This window comes from Bacillus sp. 1780r2a1 (assembly GCA_024134725.1).
Taxonomy (GTDB): domain Bacteria; phylum Bacillota; class Bacilli; order Bacillales; family Bacillaceae_H; genus Priestia; species Priestia aryabhattai_A.
Window position 1 is genome coordinate 2,682,704 of sequence record CP099863.1, and the last position, 21,531, is coordinate 2,704,234.

The 21,531-nt window shown below is 37.8% G+C and carries 17 protein-coding genes; 4 read left to right on the forward strand and 13 right to left on the reverse strand.

The genetic code is table 11. The features are described from left to right. Positions 1-20 precede the first annotated feature (20 nt). Entirely contained in the window at positions 21-755 is a 735-nt protein-coding gene (locus NIZ91_13500; GenBank protein USY53768.1) for a DsbA family oxidoreductase, read from the reverse strand. A gap of 637 nt (positions 756-1,392) precedes the next feature. On the opposite strand from NIZ91_13500, the gene NIZ91_13505 reads away from it, so the two are divergent. Together NIZ91_13505 and NIZ91_13510 are read left to right on the forward strand one after the other, a co-directional pair. After that, positions 1,393-1,935 carry a hypothetical protein gene (locus NIZ91_13505; protein ID USY53769.1) on the forward strand — a complete coding sequence of 181 codons (543 nt, stop codon included), beginning with the start codon at positions 1,393-1,395 and terminating at the stop codon, positions 1,933-1,935. Positions 1,936-2,042: 107 nt separating this feature from the next. After that, on the forward strand, positions 2,043-2,939 hold the full coding sequence (locus tag NIZ91_13510) for a LysR family transcriptional regulator (GenBank protein ID USY53770.1): 897 nt from the start codon (positions 2,043-2,045) through the stop codon (positions 2,937-2,939). A gap of 42 nt (positions 2,940-2,981) precedes the next feature. Here NIZ91_13510 and NIZ91_13515 read toward each other — a convergent pair whose 3' ends face one another. From NIZ91_13515 to NIZ91_13540, 6 genes are all read right to left on the reverse strand, one after another. Next, positions 2,982-3,758, reverse strand: coding sequence for a 3-hydroxybutyrate dehydrogenase (locus NIZ91_13515; GenBank protein USY53771.1), 777 nt, complete (start codon positions 3,756-3,758; stop codon positions 2,982-2,984). Positions 3,759-3,777: 19 nt separating this feature from the next. After that, positions 3,778-5,055 carry a GntP family permease gene (locus tag NIZ91_13520; GenBank protein USY53772.1) on the reverse strand — a complete coding sequence of 426 codons (1,278 nt, stop codon included), beginning with the start codon at positions 5,053-5,055 and terminating at the stop codon, positions 3,778-3,780. A 249-nt stretch (positions 5,056-5,304) separates the two neighbouring features. After that, positions 5,305-6,774 (reverse strand): sucrose-6-phosphate hydrolase, encoded by a 1,470-nt coding sequence (locus tag NIZ91_13525; GenBank protein ID USY53773.1) that lies wholly within the window; start codon positions 6,772-6,774, stop codon positions 5,305-5,307. An 11-nt stretch (positions 6,775-6,785) separates the two neighbouring features. Then, complete coding sequence (locus tag NIZ91_13530; protein ID USY53774.1) at positions 6,786-8,024, reverse strand: MFS transporter; 1,239 nt, start codon at positions 8,022-8,024, stop codon at positions 6,786-6,788. Positions 8,025-8,159: 135 nt separating this feature from the next. Continuing rightward, positions 8,160-9,143, reverse strand: a complete 984-nt coding sequence (locus NIZ91_13535; GenBank protein ID USY53775.1) for a LacI family DNA-binding transcriptional regulator — start codon at positions 9,141-9,143, stop codon at positions 8,160-8,162. 101 nt (positions 9,144-9,244) lie between these two features. Next, positions 9,245-10,558 carry a DPP IV N-terminal domain-containing protein gene (locus tag NIZ91_13540; protein USY53776.1) on the reverse strand — a complete coding sequence of 438 codons (1,314 nt, stop codon included), beginning with the start codon at positions 10,556-10,558 and terminating at the stop codon, positions 9,245-9,247. A 241-nt stretch (positions 10,559-10,799) separates the two neighbouring features. On the opposite strand from NIZ91_13540, the gene NIZ91_13545 reads away from it, so the two are divergent. Beyond that, positions 10,800-11,942, forward strand: coding sequence for a fused response regulator/phosphatase (locus NIZ91_13545; GenBank protein USY53777.1), 1,143 nt, complete (start codon positions 10,800-10,802; stop codon positions 11,940-11,942). Positions 11,943-11,971: 29 nt separating this feature from the next. On the opposite strand, the gene NIZ91_13550 is transcribed toward NIZ91_13545, so the two are convergent. Together NIZ91_13550 and NIZ91_13555 are read right to left on the reverse strand one after the other, a co-directional pair. Then, entirely contained in the window at positions 11,972-12,823 is an 852-nt protein-coding gene (locus tag NIZ91_13550) for a protein-glutamate O-methyltransferase CheR (protein ID USY53778.1), read from the reverse strand. Positions 12,824-12,849: 26 nt separating this feature from the next. Next, on the reverse strand, positions 12,850-15,603 hold the full coding sequence (locus tag NIZ91_13555; GenBank protein ID USY53779.1) for an ATP-binding protein: 2,754 nt from the start codon (positions 15,601-15,603) through the stop codon (positions 12,850-12,852). A gap of 206 nt (positions 15,604-15,809) precedes the next feature. Between NIZ91_13555 and NIZ91_13560 the strand changes: the two genes are divergently transcribed. Next, entirely contained in the window at positions 15,810-16,580 is a 771-nt protein-coding gene (locus NIZ91_13560) for a DUF2628 domain-containing protein (protein USY53780.1), read from the forward strand. A gap of 52 nt (positions 16,581-16,632) precedes the next feature. On the opposite strand, the gene NIZ91_13565 is transcribed toward NIZ91_13560, so the two are convergent. From NIZ91_13565 to NIZ91_13580, 4 genes are all read right to left on the reverse strand, one after another. Then, the gene (locus NIZ91_13565; GenBank protein USY57168.1) at positions 16,633-16,941 is read right to left on the reverse strand and encodes an MGMT family protein; all 309 of its coding nucleotides are present in this window, start codon (positions 16,939-16,941) and stop codon (positions 16,633-16,635) included. Between the two features lie 76 nt (positions 16,942-17,017). Continuing rightward, positions 17,018-17,425, reverse strand: coding sequence for a hypothetical protein (locus tag NIZ91_13570; protein ID USY53781.1), 408 nt, complete (start codon positions 17,423-17,425; stop codon positions 17,018-17,020). 112 nt (positions 17,426-17,537) lie between these two features. After that, positions 17,538-19,259: an assimilatory sulfite reductase (NADPH) hemoprotein subunit gene (cysI, locus tag NIZ91_13575; GenBank protein USY53782.1), complete on the reverse strand. Its 1,722-nt coding sequence runs from the start codon at positions 19,257-19,259 to the stop codon at positions 17,538-17,540. A gap of 22 nt (positions 19,260-19,281) precedes the next feature. Continuing rightward, on the reverse strand, positions 19,282-21,087 hold the full coding sequence (locus tag NIZ91_13580) for an assimilatory sulfite reductase (NADPH) flavoprotein subunit (protein USY53783.1): 1,806 nt from the start codon (positions 21,085-21,087) through the stop codon (positions 19,282-19,284). Positions 21,088-21,531: the final 444 nt, after the last annotated feature.

The following is a 21,531-nucleotide window of genomic DNA, read 5'->3' on the forward strand; positions in this document are numbered from 1 at the left end:
TTTGTGATACAACTCACTAGTTATTGTTCATCTTTTGGTGGAACGGCACAATTGCCATCCACACAGGCTGCATCTGCAGAGCCATCTCCAGACAAATCCTGTAGCTTAGGAGCAGGGTTTTCTTCTGCCCATACTTTTTCAAGAGCACTAGTGAACGTTTCTTTTGGCTGAGCACCTGAAATTGCATACTTTTGATTAATTACGAAAAACGGAACACCTGTTACGCCGTATTGCTGGGCTAAGCTTTCATCAATACGAACATCATTTGAGTAAGCTGTTTTATCTTCTAGAACTGCTAAAGCTTCTGAGCGATTCACCCCAGCTTCTTCCGCTACGCTTACTAACACATCACGATCCCCAAGATCTTTTGAGTCCGTAAAATACGCATATAGTAATTTTTCAGTAATTGCTTCTTCTAGACCTTTTGTTTTAGCAAACTTTGCTAAACGGTGAGCATCAAAGGTATTCGTCGGCTTCATGTTATCGAAATTAAACGTTAATCCAACACTTTTAGCCTGCTGGCCAATACCTTCATTCGCTTGCTGCGCTTGTTCAACCGTCATACCATACTTTTTGGCTAACGCTTCATTAATAGTTTGACCCGTATTTAACGGAGCATTTGGATCAAGCTCAAAGCTTTTAAATTCTACTTCAACATCGTCTCTATGCGGAAACTGCGCAAGAGCATCTTCTAAACGACGTTTTCCAATATAACAAAACGGACAAACAAAGTCTGACCATACTTCAATTTTCATTTTCGCACCTCTTCAATTCAAGATATTTGTTATCATACCATATGACTGAAGAAATTATTAATAAGATGCTCAGTGCTGGCGCTTAAATATAGTAAGGTAAAATCGTTTTCGCTCAACTTCCTGCACGTGTAGTTCGTGAATGGTTTTTACTACATAGTCATTTACGTAAATCATATTCGTTCCTCCTTTTATTTCGTTGCAATGAGGGCTTTGATTATTTCATTCCAGTATTCTTTAAACATATGCTTTTTCGTTTCAACATTTTGTTTAGCTAGCATTATTGCTTCCTCCTCTGTTACTAACGCTCTCTTTCTTTCTACCTTCATTGTATGAGCAAAGAGCTTTTATCGTATCCATCACCTGCCGTATCTTTTGGCATGTTTTTCTACAACTTTAGCCTGAGTTTTTACTACGACTTTAAAAAATGATTTTTTTTCCTTTTATTGTGTTACTTTATTTAAAACAAGAAGTTATACTTTTGATATACGTATAGTGGGAGTATAGGGATTTTTCCTATTTATTAGATTTAATAGTTCCGTATTATGATTGAGAATTTAATTCTATAAAAGCATCTAGTTGAGGTGGTTGTCATATGGGATACAACTAACCTTGAATTAAGAAGGAGGAAATAAGGTAGATGAATCCGATTTTTCTAGCTATTATACTTGGAGAAGTAGCGTTTTGGATGTTCTTATCCCTAGGCTTGCTTTCTCGATACGTGTGGAAAAAAGAAAAGCTCTCTCTTATTCTATTAGCAGCAACACCGCTCATCGATTTATTTCTGCTCGGAGTTACGTTTATGGATTTGTCAAACGGAACCAAGCCAACCTTTTTTCACGGCTTATCAGCAGCATATATTGCCTTTTCAATCGTTTATGGTCATCAAACCATCAAGTGGGCAGACCAGTGGGCGAACTATCGTTGGAACAACGGTACGCTTCCCGAAAAAATAACGTTAGTAGGCGAAGTTAGAAAACAAGAGCAGTGGCGTTCCTTCTATCGCTTTTGTAAATGCTCTTTTATTATGCTTATATTAATTGGATCTGCTTTTTTTATCGTTCCCTTTCAAGATGCGTTTTGGCTCATTTACTGGCTTGTAGCAATTATTTCCTCCATATTTATTTGGTTCATTATGGGGCCGCTTCGATTGACAACAAAAAAGCAGGATACCTCTCTTTGACCATAGCTCTTTTCAATTAGAAAGGAGTTCTTTTTTAGCTAAGCCATTTACAAGTTGCACACGACTCACTAGAATGAAAGTAGACAAACAACAATGTGGGGTTTCATATGGAAATTAGAGATTTACACTATTTTATTGAGGTAGCCAACCATAAAAATTTTACAAAAGCTGCTGCTGCTGTTCATCTATCACAAACAGCGCTAAGCAAAGCCGTTAAAAAAATTGAAACAGAACTAGGTGTTGAGTTACTGGACCGCTCAATGCGTGAGCTAAAGCTAACTGATGCTGGACAAGTTGTTTATAACCAAGCATTAAAAGCGCTTTCTACATTAGATAAGCTCCCTAACCTACTTGATGACTTAATGAATTTACAAAGCGGCGAGCTAAAGCTCGGGATTCCACCGCTTATTGGTACGTTGTTTTTCCCTAGAATCGCCAAAGGGTTTAATGACCTTTATCCTAATGTTTCGCTAGAACTAGTCGAATACGGCGCAAAGCGAATCGAAACGCTTGTTGAAGAAGATCAAGTGGATTTGGGAATTATTATGCTTCCAGTTAACAAGCACCAAGATGCTTTTCATATTTATCCTTTTATTGAAGAGCAATTTTTACTTTATGTACACGAAAGCCATCCTTTTGCTAGCCGCCAATTCGTAACGCTTGAACAGCTAAAAGATGAAAAATTCATTATGTTTAGCGAAGAGTTTACCCTTCATCACCGGCTAATTCAAGAGACTTTACGCACCGGCTTTATGCCTAATATTGCTTATAAAACTTCACAGTGGGATTTAATTATTGAGTTAATCGCAGCAAAGCTGGGCATTGGTATCCTGCCTGAATCTTTGTCTAAAAAAGTAACGGACCCTTCCGTAACAACTGTGCCTATTCATGATGAATTATTAAGGTGGGAACTAGGCGTTATTACGCGTAAAGAAAAATATATGTCATTTGCCTTAAAGGAGCTTCTTGCTTTTTTAACTTCTTCTACGGACAAGAAACAATAAAAAACCTATCAAATCGGTTTCAGCGATTCGATAGGTTTTTCATTATTGAGCCGTATAACCGCCGTCCATTACAACAGCTTGACCTGTGACACCTTTAGCTTTGTCACTTGCTAAGAAAATTGCATAATCTGCAATTTCACTAACGTCTAGTAAGCGTTTTTGTGGTACGAGTGGATAGATGACTTCTTCTAATACGCTTTCCAATGGTACGTTACGTGTTTTTGCTAAGTCTTCCATTTGACCACGAACAAGTGGAGTATCAACGTAGCCCGGACATAAAGCGTTCACGGTAATACCGTGCTCAGCACCTTCTAATGCCGCTACTTTTGTCAAACCAATTACGCCGTGCTTAGCACTGTTGTATGCTGCTTTCCCAGCAAAGCCGATTAACCCGTTAATAGATGAAACATTAATAATGCGACCAAAACCTTGCTTCTTCATAAGTGGGAACGCATGCTTAATCGCCATAAATGGAGCTGTTAGCATAATTTTGAGCATCAATTCATACTTTTCAGTCGGAAACTCTTCAATTGGTGATACGTGCTGTAAGCCAGCATTGTTTATGATTGTGTGAACTGCACCAAAGTGATTGTTAGCTGTATCAATTAAGTTTTTAATCTCTTCTTCACTGGTTACGTCTGCTTTTACACCAATTGCTTCGTAACCTAAATCCCGAAGAGACGCTGCTGCTTTTTCGACTGCGTCTTGATTAATATCAGAAAGAACAATTTTTCCACCATTTTCAGCAAATTGCTTTCCAATTTCAAATCCAATCCCACGTGCTGAACCTGTAATAACAATAACTTGATCTTTAATCATGCTAATCTCCTCCTACTTTTTATACAATTCCAACTGCTGCTAGCATTATCCCTACTATTAATGCAAGCGTTGGGATAATTAACGCAACCACAAATACATCTTTATACGTTTCTTTATGTCTTAAACCCGTTACGGCAAGCAGTGTTAATAATGCCCCATTATGAGGTAATATAGAGGCACCTGATGCCACGCTGGCAATACGATGTAGCGCATCTGCACTAACTGCTCCAGTTTGAGAAAGCTGATACCAGGTATCTCCCAATGCTTGAAGCGCAATTCCCATACCACCTGATGCTGAACCGGTAATCATTGCAAGCACCTGTACGCTTAGTCCTTCTGAAACAAGCGGATTGCTTGATACGTTTAGAAGCAAATTTGTAATATCTTTAAATTCAGGAACAGCTGTAATAACTGATCCAAACCCAACAGCAGCACTTGTATTAATGACTGCCATTACTGAACCTTTGGCTCCTTCATTAACAGATGAAACAAATGTTTTATACTGCTTGGCATTTAAAATAAAAATAGAGACAATCCCAATTAATAAAGAGATAATTGGTTCCCACTTCAAGATGTTAAGAGTAAAAACAACCACGAGTAATGGAAGCAATGCAACAACAAAATTCCCTGCTGGTTTATCATTCCTTTCTTCTTTCCATCCAGCTGGTTCTGTAAAGCCCTCACCTTTGGCCTTTAGCTTTTTGTCACGATAAGCTAACCACAAATAGCCCCCGACTGCCATCATTAAGCCCGACACTATTCCAATAATGGAACCTGCCATCGCATCTGTCTTAAACGTATCAGTTGGGATTAAATTTTGAATCTGTGGCGTTCCTGGAATCGCTGTCATTGTAAAAGTAAACGCTCCAAGTGCAATTGTCGCTGGCAGCAAATTACGCGAAACGTTCGCTTCACGAAATAACGCAATGGCAAGTGGATAAATAGCAAATACAACAACAAATAAACTCACGCCGCCATATGTTAAAATTGCACATGCTACTAATACACCAAGAATTGCTCGTTTGCTGCCAAATACTTTTGCAATTCGCTGTGCCAATGATTTAGCAGCTCCTGTATCCTCCATTAGCTTCCCAAAAATTGCTCCTAATAGGAAAATTGGAAACCACTTCGCAGCAAAATCAACGAATCCTCCCATATACACATCGGCATACGTAGGAAGCACGTCCAATCCGCTAAAATAAGCCACGAATGTTGCTACCACAGGCGCTACCCAGATAATAGACCAGCCTAGATAAGCAAAAAACATAAGCAGCAGTAAACCAAGTAAAATCACCATATTATGCACCTCCTTCTAGCTGTATGTAATACGTATGTAGTAATAATTGAATCAAAACTAGTGTACATCTACCTATTCGATAAGTGAAATGAATAAAAAGAATAGAAACTATGAGAAAAAGTCGTAGTAAAAGCTTTGATAAGTAAGCGTATAACCGAATGGCACGCCCACAGTTGAAGAAGAACAAAATTTATTGAGAATAATTTTGCAAAGTAGCAAAAAGCACGGAAATAGTCCCGTGCTTTTTGCTTATTTCTCATTCCAAATATCTTTTAACTTCCAACACGTTGCTTCTTTCAGCATACTTTTTCCTGAATAGCTCGTAAATTCTACACTGCAATAGGACTCTGTTGGATAAATACGGCTTGTCATCGTAGCTTCTCCTTCATTAATAAATACTTCAATTGAAGAACGGTCAACAAAAATGCGTAGCTTCAGCTGATTGCTAGCTGCTAGTTTAACGCGACGAATTCCATCTTTTTTCTTTCCTGACTTAGAGCAATCAAGCGTGAGCTTATTTGTAGATTTGTTATAGGTAAGAACCGTGGCCTCATTCTTCTGTCCCCGAAGTACTATCTCTACTTGTTCCGCAGTTACTAAATCCATCTCAGCTTGAAACTCAAACATTGACTCTTGAACATTCATTTCATACGTAGAGGTAATCATTTTATCTTTAGCTGCTGATACCTGCTCTTTTCGAAGCTTTTTCACTTCTGTCACAGGCACCATTTTTATCTTTCCATCAGCTGCAAGCGTAAGTTCTCTAGGTAATGTAAGGGCACCGCACCAACCATCTTTCTTTGTAGGCATATCTGATTCCCACATATCCATCCACCCAATGGCAATGCGGCGGTTTTTATCATCTAAAAATGTTTGAACGGCATAAAAGTCATGACCATGATCTAACTCAATAAATTCTTCGTGAGTAAACTTGTTCTGGCAATACTCATACTCTCCAATCATATAGCCCGTTTGAAACAAGTTTTTATAGTGGTCTCCATCTTCTTTTATCCCCTGTGGTGATATCATCAGCACATGTTTACCATCAAGCTCAAAGAAATCTGGACATTCCCACATATAACCAAGGTGCTCGTTTCCTTCTGCCAGTACCCCAATATACTCCCAGTTTCGAAGATTTGGAGAGCGATATAAAATAACGCGGCCAATGTTGTTTTTAGCATTTCCTACTATCATGTACCAGTGGCTTTCGTACTTCCATACTTTTGGGTCACGAAAATGATGAGAGCTATCTGCTGGTGGTTTTTCAATAACTGGATTTTCTACTACTTTTTTAAAATGTACTCCATCTGTACTAACTGCAATATTTTGATTTTGATAAAACAAGTCTTTTTCTTTATCGATATAATGATGACCGGTATAAATTAGCGTAAGCTCTCCATCATTATCAACTGCGCTACCAGAAAAGCAGCCATCTTTATCACAAGCATCTTCTGGAGCAAGTGCAATCGGAAGATGTTCCCAATTTACTAAATCTGAACTTTTCACATGTCCCCAATGCATCGGACCCCAATTCTCATCATAAGGGTGATGCTGATAAAAGACGTGATACTCTCCTTTAAATTGAACGAGACCATTTGGATCATTGATCCAATTTGCTGGAGCCATAATATGATAGCCGAGACGATGACGGTTGTTTACCTTTTTCTTTGCTTGTTCCACTGCTTCTGTTGCTTGTTGAATTCCATTTGTTGTTAACATATTCATTCCCCCTACACTATTTTAGGTACGTTGTCAGCTTGCTTCAGGCCAGTTCTCTTTTTATGATTTAACAATGTAAAGATTGATAGAATTGTAAAAAACAATACAAATCCACCCATAATTAAATACGTAGTTCTAAAACCAACTAAATCGTATAGCCTTCCTGCAAGAGGAGACATAATAGAGGCTCCTACTTGTGAGGCAAACTGAAAGCCAACTAAGTAAAGAATAGATGATAAACGTGTATCAAAGTTAGCTGCTAAATATTTAAAAATAGCAATTAACATGATTGGTAGTTCAAGTGCATGAATGAGTTTCATAGATGAAATCCCAATTGGCCCACCAACCAAACCAGAGCCGATAATGCGAAGTGCCATCAGAAAGCCAGCTAGAATTAAGCTATTCTTTGCCCCAAGCTTATTAACAATAAAAGGTGCTAGAAACATCATTCCAGCTTCCAAGAAAACTTGAAATGAATTTAAATAACCAAAAACTTGATTTCCCAACTGCTCCGTTGGAAATAAGGATGCATAGTAGATGGGAAATTGCTGGTCATATACGCCATAAATGCACGTAACGCCAAGTATATAAATCATGAAGAACCAGAAGTCTTTCAATAAAAAAAGATTCCAAACGTCTTTCATTTTCACAGATTCGGCTTTATTCATCTCTGAATCTGTCATTTCAACTTTGACCGATAAAATGATTAAAACCAGAATGATAGCGGATACAGAAGCGACCCAAAAATTAATATTGGGATTGATATTAAACAGTTGCCCTGCAAAAAACGTCGCTGCCGCCCAGCCTAAAGATCCCCACATTCTCGATTTTCCATACTCAAAGCTATACTTTCTACTGACTTTTTCAATATAAGATTCGATAGCTCCAATTCCTGCTAAGAAGGCCACCCCAAGATATAATCCCCCTACTACTGCTCCAACTATTACATTGGCTTGGAGCAATGGGCCATAGATGAATACGTAAAAAGGTCCTACAAACACCAGTAGCGTACTAATAAAAAATAAAATATTTTTCTTTAAACCAATTTTATCAGAAACATATCCATAAATCGGCTGCATACAAAGAGCAAAGATAGCGTTTACAGAAAAGATAATACCTGTTTCAGCGCCGTTTAAATTCATCTCTTGTCCAAGCCAAATAGAAAATAATGAGTAGCTCGATGACCATGTAAAAAAGAAAAAGAAAAAATAAGCGCTTAACTTCCAATACAAACTTTTAGATTTATTCATCCCTCTAACCCCTTTGAAGTGTACTCATTCTCCCAACAATTGAAAGCACTTTCAATTACATTCTATGTCAACCGGTTTCACATGTCAACGGGTTGACATAAAAAAAGCACATAGCCTATTTTAGGCTATGTATGGTTACGTTGTGCTTCCTTCCAATAACTGAACAGGTAGCTTGGTTTCTAAAGGCATTTCCTCAAACTTTCCTTCAATAGCTTTTAGCAGTAGATTAACAGATTCTTGAGCAATTTGTTCAATCGGCTGCTTAATAGTTGTTAACTCTGGAAGCAGCGTTTGTGTTACATCTGTGCCATCATATCCAACTACTTTTAAAGCACTAGGAACGTCTCTTCCTCGCCTCTTAGCTTCTCGTAAAACCGAAGCTGCAATGACATCATCACTAGCAAAAATCCCATCTACGTTAACTTGTTCATCAAACAGTTGTTTAATTATCCCCTGTTGACTGCGGCGATCAAACGTTGCGGGAATTTCATAAGTAATTGGTTCTTTTCCACTTTGCCTCATGACGTCTTCATATGCTTTTCGTCTAAACCTCGCTGGCGTTTCTAATTCGACTGGTCCATTTAAATGAACAATATGGTGACATCCTTTTTTCAGCAACAATTCTGTCGCTAACTTTCCACCTGCATAGTTATCTGAACTAACAACTGGTATAGTGTCAGATAAATTCCGATCGATAGCTACAACGGCAAGATGTTCTTTGTGATAGTCAATGATACCTCGGTTATGCGTCCCAACAATAATTCCATCCACTTGGTTACGCATTAACATTTCAACGTATTTCTCTTCTTCATCTACTCGGTTTAAGCTATTACACAAAAGCACTTTGTACCCTAATTTAGTACAAATATTTTCAATGTAAAACGTCAGTTCACCAAAGAATGGATTGGAAACGGTTGGAAAGATTAAACCAATGACGTTTGTTCGCTTATTAAATAGGGAACGCGCTACGTCATTCGGGAAGTAGTTAATATCTTTCATCGCTTGATGCACCCGTGCTTTTGTTTCTTCACTAATATACCCTCGATTATTTAAAACGCGAGATACCGTCGTTGGTGATACGCCAGCGCGTTTGGCCACATCGCTAATTTTTGGTTTCATTCTTTAATCCCCCTGCTTTATGAAAACGGTTCACCTTATTATACCTGTTTTTTCAAATAGAAAAAACAGGTACAGTTCGCCTGTACCTGCTGCAACTATTATTAGAGTGAATGATTACGTTTTGTTGTCACCTGTTTTATGAAAAACGCAACAAGAAATAAAATGATGCTGCATGCCGCGATGCCAATTGATAGCGTCCCTATTCCAATGCCTGCCCATGGATCGAAAACAGCCGCTGTAACAAAGCTTGCTATAACTCCTACAATCGCAATGCTAAGACTAATAATCGGTATTAAGTATGGTTTATCCTTACGAAACGAATACGTAAATAAAGAAAGTAGTACGACATATAATAGTGCAATTGTGTACACGTTTCCTATATAGCCAACTAAACTGCTCAGCACCTCATTATTCGCATCCTTAGGAATTGCTAACTCTACTTCTTGTATTTCTTTTGTTTTTAAATCAATGGTTTTTAGCTTATACTCTTCAGGCTGTGCTGCCCAGGCCGTATCATGTAGAAAGGCAACTTTATTTCGCTTATGAAAAAATACAGGAGAATTCACGCTGGATTTTAACGTTGTTAACTGCTCTGTGTTATTTGATTGAACATCGAATAAAAATAGTTCATATTCGTATAATGAACTGTTTTCAGATTCTTGTGAGACTGCTGTATAAGCTACTTGATTCCCAGTTGGAGAAAATGTTGTTTCATACATATCTCCAGGTAATTTAAGCTGCGTAACGGCCTGCTCTTTTTTTGTCTTTATATCATACTCGTATAGCTCATCACTATAATCTTGATCGTTAGGAATTTTATAATAAACTTTTTCATCATCAATTGCCAAATCACTCATGACAAAATAGTCTTTCTTTGTTAGTTGCTTAACCTTTCCCGTTTGTACATCTGCGGCGTAGAGATTATTTCCACCTTCTTCTGTTCCTTCTAATTTCCCAAGATCTGAAGCTGGCATTCCAATAAAATAGATTTGCTGACTGTTCGTTGAAAATACGGCGTCCGTTACGTGTAGAGAATCATCACTAATCTTTTGAAGAGATTGCCCATCCGCATTCGCAACGTTAAGAACGTTTGGCTCATCAACACCCGGTTTTTTTGTTAAAAATAAAATTCTTTTGCCATCACTTGAATAGCGGGGTGTATGACTGCGAGTTTCACTCGACGTTGTAAGCTGCTGCACATCCTTTCCGCTTATACTCGAACGATAAACCTGCTCATTTCCATCTTTATAATATGAAAATAAAAAGCGATCGTCATTTGGAGAGATTGAAATTTCACTCCCTAATCCTGTAAAAAAGCGATAAGGATCGTTACTTTGCGTATATGATAGATATATACTACTAATTAATAATATAAAAACAACAATCTTAGCGCCCCATAAAAATCCTTTTTTCAATGTTACCCTTCCTTTCTTTATCCAATATTTACATATTACCTTATTTCACTTTCGTATTCTAGAAAATTATTACATTTTCACTATTATAATCTCCTTTATTTCCGTGGAAGAAAATTTTTATTACTCACATTAAGGGATGTTAATACCATAAGCTTTATAAGTTTTGTATAATATAGCTTAAAAGAAAATGTATGCTTGAAAACTGAATAGTCTTCAAACAAGATAAGGGGAAAGATAAAGAATGGCCATTTTATTGGTAGACGATAATTCCGTCAACTTATTTGTAATTGATAAAATTTTAAAAGGTGCCGGCTATACTGATACCGTATCACTAACATCAGCACAAGAGCTTTTCACCTATCTAAAAGTGGATGAACTTCATGCAAAAACACCGCCTGTTGATTTAATTCTATTAGACATTATGATGCCTGAAATCGATGGTATTGAAGCGTGTCGCCGTATTCAAACCGTCGAGCGTTTGAGGAACATCCCCATTATTTTCGTCACGGCTCTTGAGGACTCTTCCAAGCTTGTTGAAGCGCTGGACGCTGGAGGAAGCGACTATATTACCAAGCCCATTAACAAAGTAGAATTGCTAGCTCGCATACGAGTTGCGCTTCGGCTGAAATCAGAGCTTGACTGGCACTCTGAGCACGAAAAGAAGATTCAAACAGAGCTTGATTTAGCTACAAACGTTCAGCGAAACCTTCTTAGTCAATTATTAAAAGAAGATGATATTAAAATGGACGTGTCCTATTTACCATCTTTTAAGCTAGCAGGTGACATGTATTACTGTCATAAAATTGATAAGCATCGATATGGAATTATCTTATTTGATATGATGGGGCACGGAATTTCAGCTTCTCTTGTATGTATGTTTATCTCATCTGTTCTCAGAGAAGCCATTAAACTTCTTGTTGACCCTGAGCTTGTAATTAAAGAATTAAATCGCTATATGACTCTACTTCATACTGAAAAAGATCATATTCCTTATTATTTCACGGGTATTTATATTGTGATTGATACAAAGAATAAAACAGTCGAATACGTAAACGCAGGGCATCCTCCGGGCTTTATGTTGATTGATGGGAAGGACGTTTTGCCGTTGGAGCGAGGAAGCTGTGCCGTTGGTTTTTTTGATGACATTATCGTCAATAAGTTTATAGTATCATTTGAAGAGGACGTTCAGCTCTTATTATTTACAGATGGTGCGTTAGAGGCGATGGGACCTTCCGAAGTGGAGGCAACTGAACAGCTAAAATTAATTACCTCTCAAAAGTGGGAAGACACCTCCATTATCATGGATCAAATTCTTCCTCCCGAACAGCGTGAAAATCAACCTGATGACATGTGTTTACTGCTTGTTCAAGCTAAAGCTATTTAAAAAGGTCGAGAGCACGCTCTCGACCTTTTTTATGTGACTTTTTTTCGATAAATTCGCTCATTTCCTACAAATTCTTCATACAATTCAGCTCCAGCTGAGAAACGCAGCGTCTCTTTATCTCCAAGTCCTAAAAATCCACCTTCACATAAACTTTCTGAAAACAAATCATATACTTGCTCTTGAAGCTCATTTGTAAAATAAATGAGCACGTTGCGGCAAATGATAACGTGAAATTCATTGAATGACTGATCCGTTACCAAATTATGCTGTGCGAAGATAATGTTTTTCAATAAACTTCGGTGAAAATAAGCATAGAGATGATCGGTTTGGTAATATTGTGAAAATGCTTCGGTTCCACCAGCTTGTATATAGTTTTTGGTATAATCTTTCATTTTGCGAAGCGAAAATGTTCCTTGTCTTGCCTTTTGAAGGACTTCTTCGTTCATATCTGTTGCATATATAACTGATTTATCAATCAATCCCTCTTCTTGTAACAGAATAGCCATTGAAAAGACTTCTTCACCCGTTGCACAGCCAGCATGCCAAATTCGAATTTCTTTATGCTGTTTTAGTAAGGGAACGACTTTCGTACGAAATGCTTTAAAAAACGTTGGGTTTCTAAACATCTCTGTTACATTAATTGATAAATCGTTTAAAATTTGCTCTAGAAATTCCTCGTCATGCACAACTTTTTCAATTACTCTCGAAATCGTTGGAATGCCATCAATGTTCATTCGGTTTTGAATTCGTCGATATACAGAGGACTGGGCATATTTTCTAAAATCAAATCCAGATAGTCGATAAATCGCCTCTAATAGCAACTCCAGCTCTAGATTTGATTTATATGATGCCTCGTTTACTTCTAGTTGATTTGTATCCATACGTAACATCCTTTTTCATTACTTACTCAGTTTGCTAACCACACGCGCATCACCGAAAATAGCTGACTAAGATCTAACGGCTTGCTAATATAGTCAGACGCCCCTGCTTCTAAGCATTTTTCCCGATCATTTTTCATCGCTTTTGCGGTTAATGCAATAATTGGCAAATCATTTAGTTCCAACTCTTGACGAATCTTTTGCATTGTTTCGTATCCATCCATATATGGCATCATAATGTCCATTAGAACTAAGTCAATATGATGCTCTTTTGACTCTACAATTTCTAAACACTCAAGGCCATTTTGAGCCGTGATGATGTCCATTCCTTGTTTTTTCAATGCTGTTTGTAAAGCGAAAATATTTCGCTGATCATCATCAACAATTAGTACTTTCTTTCCTTTGAATACGTTTGAGTCGTTTTTAGCCGAAGTATTTTCTTCTTGATCTTCAATTGTGCTTTCCGGCTGTTCTTCCATAACTTCTACTTCATTAAACGTTACTGCCACTTGGCTGTACGCTTCTTCTAGCTGAGTATAATCCACAGCTCCATTAATTAAGCTTGGTAAATAAAGCGTAAATGAACTTCCTTTGCTTACTTCACTATGAAGCGTAATAAAACCACCTAAAAGCTTTGCAAATTCGCTACAAATAGACAACCCTAAACCTGTACCACCGTACTTACGAACCGTGGCACCATCCGCTTGTTGAAAAGCTTCAAAGATCAGTTCATGCTTTTCTTTAGGAATACCAATTCCCGTATCTCTTACTTCAAACTCGAGCCAACAGTTTGAATCCACCAATTTCTTTATTGGATGAGAGATGCTTTCACTTGCTCGTCGAATAAAAATAGATACTTCTCCTTGATGAGTAAATTTAAAAGCATTGGACAGCAAGTTCTTCAAAATTTGTTGAACACGCTTTTCATCTGTTATAAACAGATTCGGTACATCATCTTCTTTGTATACATGAAAAGCTACATTTTTCTTTTCCGATACATGAGCAAACTGACGCTCTAGCTGTTGTGGAAGCTCGCTCATATTTACTTCGCTTAAAAGTAGCTCTAGCTTTCCTGCTTCTACTTTTGATAGGTCTAAGATATCGTTAATTAACCCCAATAAATCACTGCCTGAAGAATGAATAATACGCGCATATTCTTCTTCTTCACCTGTAAGCCTGTTGTCTCCATTTTCTGCAAGCATCTCTGATAAAATTAATATACTATTAAGAGGGGTACGCAGCTCATGAGACATATTTGCTAAAAACTCAGACTTGTATTGTGAATTTAATTCAAGTTGAGTTGCTTTTTCTTCTAGCTCTTTTTTAGCGACCAAAAGCTCTTCAGACTGATGTTCTGCGTCTCGCGTGCGCTCCTCTAGCTGTTCATTAATGGTTTGAAGCTCTTCGGATTGCATCTGTAGCTCTTCGGACTGCGTTTGAAGCTCTTCGGATTGTGCTTGAAGTTCTTCAGTCATTGCTTGAGATTCTGACAGTAATCGAGCAATTTCCATTCGTCTCGTAACGCTATTTATCGTCAATCCAAACGTCTCAATCACCAGATTCATAAGCTCTTTTTCAAGCGCAGTAAAGTTTTCTAAACTTGCTAATTCTATAACTGCAATAACTTCACCTTCAAATAAAACAGGGGCAATAAACACACTCTTAGGTACGGTTGCACCTAAGCCTGATCCAATCAACTGATACCCTTCAGGTAAATCTGTTAAATATAACTGTTTCTTCTCTAATGCACACTGTCCAATAAGCCCTTGTCCCATTTTAAATGATTCTCTTCCTACGTCTTCAAATCGATCAGCAATGCTGGCTTCCTTTACAAACTCAATCTTATCGTGCTCATCATTTCGAATGTAAAAGGCGCCATATGAAGCACCCGTTATTTTAGAGACTGTTATTAAAAACTGTTCCGCTAATGTACGGACAGACGTGATGCCTTGATACATCGTCACAACTTCTGCAAGATTTGTTTGAAGCCAATTTCGCTTTTCTACACTATCTAGCAGCTCATTAGTTGCATCTCCCAGCTCTTTTATTTCGTCATTTGTTTTCACGGCAATCCGTGTATTCAACTGGTTTTTTGATGTAGCAATTTCCCTGATTGTATTTGTCACTTCTTTCATTGTATTAACAATCGACTTTGATAAAAAAAGGCCCATTATCATTGAAAATAAGGCTACAAATAAAAGGAGACCATACATGCCTAGAGTAATATTTTTATTTTGGTTATCTAATTCTGCTGCTCTTTGTTCGGTCATTGCTTTTTCCGCTTCACGAAACGAACTAAACTGACTTCGCATTTCATCCATGTAGCGACGGCCGGAATCTACTTCGAAAAACGACTCTAGCTCTTTGGTGTTACCTTCTTGCTGCCATTTAATTGTTGGTTCTCCAGCGTTTTCAATCCAACTTTCAATCGTTGACTTTATTTCCTTTAGCTTCTCTCGTTGAGAATTATCATCTAATAGCTGATATAACTTATTATAGTCATCTAGCCATTGAGATTGTCCTTGTTCATAAGGTGCTAGATAAACTGAGTCCCCTGTGAGCACATAGCCTCGTTGACCGGTTTCCATATTCAACAAACTATTTTCGATTCGGCCTGTTAACTCATGAATTTGAATATCATGATCAATAATAAAATTTCGCTCTTGTTGCAAAGACTTAATTTGGTTATTTAAAAGAATAATAGCTATAAATAAGCTACAAACAATAAAGAAATAGCCACCTAAAATCTTTGTGCGTATCCTCATTTTCCATTTCGTTTTCATATATGTTCCTGCCTTTACTTATTACTCTTACAGTGTATCTATTATACACTGAAAAACATTTTCCCTATACTATTTTTTAATTTGAAGAAAGCAACCTACTATACGGACTAAAAACTACCTATTAAACAGATAAACATACTTGTTTCATTTGTATGAATGGCGTATTCTAGATTGGATGAGAAAGAAAAAAAGAAAGGAGGACTTAGATGAAAGATTCCACAACCCATCCTTTATCACTTGATGCTCAGCATAAAGTAGTGCAAACCAATACCTCTTACTACCATACAAAATGGAGCTCGGTTGCAGACCCGGCTGAAAATAACAGCTGGAACTGGATGGCATTTTTATTTTTCCCATTCTGGCTTGCCTACCGGAAGTTATACAAACTCTTTTTAATTATTGCGCTCATTGATATCCCACTGCTTGTTGCAACATATATCGTTGATGTTCCATTTCTGGTTGAAGTACTTTTTTATTTGGTGATTGCCGTCGTAATAGGGATAAATGCTAATCGTTGGTACTATAAGCATGCTTTTAAACTGGTACAGTCCGCTATGGACCTTCCAGAAGAAAAACAAATTCTTTATTTAAAAGATAAAGGTGGCACACACATCGGTAGTTTAATTGGATTAAACGCACTTGTTATTGCTTTTAGTATTGGAGCTGATTATGGTCTATCCTATTTGCCTACTAAAACAAATGCCAAAGACATTATGAGGTACAGCGATGAAGGCATAACGTTAGAAGCATTTACGGATCATCCAACGTGGACGTATATTAAAAAAGAAGATAACCATCATATTATTCAGTTTAAAGGCTATGACTATTCGGAGAAAGAGCATGTACGTATCCTATTTTATACATATATTCATAAGCAAGTATACGAGTGGCATGAAGTCTACATAAACGGTAAAAAGCTAAGTGATGAAGAAGCTGAGGAATACGAATATTGGATTGAAGATAATACGTTTTATTAAAAAAGAGAAGGTACGTGCTACTTTCTCTTTTTTCAAGCTAATGCACGAACTATTATGCTTTTTTATCAAAGCAATACTGCTCTACTGCTACTTTTCCTTCTTGGACAGAAATTCCTTCTTTCTCTAAAAGAGTCCTTTGAGTCCAAACACCTTCTTCATTTTTAATTACAATCTCACCTTTTGCATTTACAACACGATGCCACGGTAAATTATGCTTTTGACTCATAGAGTGCAGAATGCGAGCTACTTGTCTCGCTGCCCTTGGATTTCCTGCTTCCTTTGCAATTTGTCCATATGTCATAATATACCCACTAGGGATATTTTGAATAATTTGAATAACTCGCTGCGTAAATTCTTTCAGGGACTTTCACTCTCCTTTTAGTTAATTCATTTATTTTAACATGAGAAAGGGCCTCTCCCAAGGGAGAGGCCCTTTCTCATACGGAATACTGTCGAACAATATTTTTCATTTCACTAAAAATCATATGTATTTCTACACTGATTTCAGGTTTGAAATTTGTTATATGATTTATTAGAAACAACCATCGTTCCAGGTAGACTAATACGTAATCTCCTATTAGCTGTCTTGAGATAGATGCGTCGGATAGAACATTATTAATTTCGTTAGTAGCCTGTTGCAAAAAATTAATTTGTTCAGCACTTACAGATACTCTTGCTGTAAATAACGTTAATAACGTTCCTGTTAGCGCCTTAAATTGATTGATTGCAATCGAATCTCTTATTTTAATCAACTGAGGAAGTATGGTGCTTAGACTTACAAAAGAATGATAAAAGATAGCTTCATATCGAACATCTAAAAATTGAATAGGGTCATTGATTGGCATTACAAGTTCTCCTTTTAAACCGACTTGTCTTTTTAGTATATGTACAGGCTCCTCATTCGGTTCATGAACTCAAAAAAAAAAAGACAGAGAACATTCTCTGTCTTTTTCCTTTTTAGCTGTGGAAATTCGTACCGTCCGTTACGGCCTGCACAACCCCAACACGCACAACAAAGTCACCGAAGTGTTCACCATCATGACGCTCTTTTGCATAGCGGCTAATTAGTACACGTAGCTCGCTTAAAATTTCGCTTTCACCGATATTCTCACGATATATTTTACTTAAGCGACTACCGTCAAAAGCAGCTCCTAGGTACATATTGTATTTTCCAGGCGCTTTACCGATAAAGGCAATCTCACCAAGTGCAGGTCTAGCACATCCATTTGGACAGCCAGTCATACGAATCGTAATCTCTTGATTGCGAAGACCATTTTCATCTAAAATTCCATCAATTTTCTCAATAAGAGTCGGCAAGTAGCGCTCTGCTTCTGCCATCGCTAATCCACAGGTAGGTAACGATACACAAGCCAGTGAACTACGGCGAAGTGCGGAATAATGCTTACCATCTGTTAATCCATATTGTTCAATTAATTCACTAATTTGCTTTTTGTTTTGGCTTGATATATTAGCAATAACTAAATTTTGATTGGCTGTTAAGCGGAAATCTCCAGTATGCACTTTCGCAATCTCACGCAACCCAGTCATTAACGAATAACCATCGTAATCCGTTACGCGGCCCCCTTGAACAAATAGTGTAAAATGCCATTTTCCTCTGACACCTTTTTCCCATCCATAGCGATCACCGTTATGGTCAAAGTGAAAGTTTTTCGCTTCTTCAAGCTTCCACCCTAAACGATTTTCTAACTCTTCAACGACCGTATCTAACCCTAAGCGATCAACCGTATACTTAAAGCGCGCGTATTTACGTACAGAGCGGTTACCGTAGTCACGCTGAATTGTAATAATTTTTTCAGCTACTTCAAGAATTTGGTCTGGGGTACAGAAACCAATCACTTTTGCCAATTGCGGGTATGTTTGCTTATCTCCGTGCGTCATTCCCATACCGCCTCCGATTGCAACGTTAAAGCCAACTAGCTTACCTTCTTCAACAATTGCAATAAAGCCTAAATCTTGAGAATAAACGTCAATGTCATTTGATGGTGGCACCGCAATCCCGATTTTGAATTTACGAGGTAAGTATAACGGCCCATACATTGGTTCAAGCTCTTCATCAACTTCAGGCGTTGAAGCGACTTTTTCTTCATCTAACCAAAGCTCATGATATGCTCGCGTACGTGGTAACAGATAGTCGCTGAGTTGCTTTGACCATTCAAATACTTCTTCATGAATGTCAGATTGGTAAGGATTTGGGTTGCACATCACGTTACGATTAACGTCACCACATGCTGCAATTGTATCAAGCATTGATGCATGGATATCTTGAATCGTTTGCTTCATGTTCCACTTTAGAATCCCATGCATTTGAAAAGCTTGACGCGTTGTCAACTTAAGCGTGCCGTTTCCATATTTTTGAGCTAAATCATCCATAACAAGCCATTGTTCTGGCGTTGAAACTCCGCCTGGTGTACGAACACGAAGCATAAATTGGTAAGCTGGCTCTAGCTTTTGTTTCTGACGCTCATTGCGAAGGTCACGATCATCTTGCAAATAGCTTCCATGAAATTTCATTAAGCGATTGTCATCATCTGAAATCCCTGAGCTAATCGGCTCAAGCATCGATTCCTTCAACGTACCGCGCAGATAATTACTTTCTTCTTTTATGCGCTCAACGTCACTTGGAGGACCTTCGGGCGCTTTTAAAATTTTGTTAACCATGTTGAAACTCTCCTTTCAATCCTCAATATACGTCGCGCTGATAGCGCTTTTGCTGCTGCATATTAGCTAAATATTGTTCTGCTTGTTCACGGCTTACGTTGCCTTCTTGTTCAATAATATCAATCAGCGTATTGTGCACGTCATGTGCCATATGCTTTTCATCTCCGCAAATATAAACCACTGCACCTTCTTCTAACCATTCAAAAAGCTCTTTACTATGCTTTTTCATACGATGCTGAACATATACTTTTTCAGCTGTATCACGTGAAAATGCAACATCCATCTTAGTAAGTACACCGGCTTTTAGCCACTGTTGCCACTCCGTTTGGTATAAAAAGTCCGTCACGAAATGCTGGTCCCCAAAGAACATCCATGACTTACCTTCTGCACCGACCTCTTCGCGCTCTTGCATAAACGAACGGAACGGTGCAACTCCTGTTCCTGGACCAACCATAATAATTGGCGTTTCAGGATTACTTGGAAGTTTAAAGTTTTGATTATGCTGAATATAAACAGGTAAAGTATCACCTGGCTGTAAGCGTTCTGCGCATAAAATAGAACATACGCCTTTACGCTCTCTTCCATGTGAATCGTAGCGCACAGCTCCAATTGTTAAGTGCACTTCATCAGGATTAGCTTCTAAACTGCTTGCAATGGAATACAACCGTGCTGGCAACTTACGCAATAAAGTAACAAAGTCTTCAACTGAAACGCCAAGAGGGCCGAAGTCTTTAACAAGATCTAAAAGGTCACGCCCATAAACGTACTCTTTTACTTTTGTGCTATCACTGATAAGCGCATGGAGCTCTTCATTTCCTGTAAGCTTTGCAACTTGTTCAAGCAACGGCTTTGTTAATGTAGTAATTTCAAAGTTTGAAATTAGCGCCTCACGTAGAGAACGCACATCGCCTTGTTTGTTCACCTTTACTACTTCATCTGGATTGAAACCTAGCTCTGAAATTAACAAATCAACAAGTTCAGGATCATTCTCTGGATAAACACCCAAGCTATCACCAGGTTCAAACGTTAATCCAGAACCTTCTAAAGATAACTCTAAGTGACGCGTTTCTTTATTTGATCCGCGACCATTTAAGTTTAAGTTTTCTAGTACTTCAGCTTTAAATGGGTTCGTTCTAGAATAAGTTGATGGCTGTGCCGATGTTTCTTCTACTGCCACAGCAGCCTCTTGAACACCGCTCCCCTCACTTAAACCATTTAAAACACCTTCTGTCCACTCTGCTGCTAGTTCTTCATAATCTAAATCGCAGTCAACTCGTGGATATAAGTGCGTACCCCCTAGCTCTTCTAAGCGCTGATCAAACTCTTTTCCTGTTTGACAGAAAAACTCATAGGAACTGTCTCCAAGAGAAAGAACTGAAAATCGTAAATTATCAAGCTTTGGAGCGCGTTTTCCGTGTAAAAATTCATGGAAAGAAAGCGCGTTATCAGGTGGCTCTCCTTCTCCATGAGTGCTTACCACAATAAGTAAATTCTCAAGTTTTTTAAGGGTATTTGGTTTAAACTCGCTCATAGACGCGACTTTAACATTAAAACCTTTTGCTTCTAATGTTTTACCTGTTTGACCTGCTAGGTTTTGAGCATTTCCTGTTTGAGATCCATAAAGAATTGTTACATCTTTAGACACCGGCTGAGTAGCTGGTACACTCTGCGCTGGTTCAACAGCGGGTGCGGGTGCTGATGCTGAACCGCTTGCAGCCAAGTATCCACCTAGCCAACTTTTTTGGGATTCTGTTAGCGTTGGTAGTAATTTGTTAAGTAATTCTACCTGCTCTTGATTAAAAGGACTGTTTGTAACCTGAAGTTGCAAAAATATCCACCTCACAAAGGAATATAAAGCTTAGTATGTATACAAATTATACAAAATGATTTCATTATTCTGACGAATATTTCTCTAAAAATCTCTTAATCTCTACTATTCCTATTTTTTTAATTGATTTTACACTAAAATTCAAAATTAGTAAAATACAGATAATTTATTAGTTGTATTAAAAATATTAATATGAGACTTCAGGAAAGTTAATAATGATATTTAAACAAAAAGGAGATAAGACATAACAATATGATTCCTTCTCAAAGACAAAGCATTACTTTATTATAATAGTTAGGTTGTAAGAACAATTGCGTTACATTGCGCTACAGACACTCTTTTTCTAAATTATCTTCCGAACCAACCAAAAACGTCCGAACTATCAAACAGCGTTAACTGTCGACAATTCGGATAGATTATTGACTGAAATACTTATGTTCCATC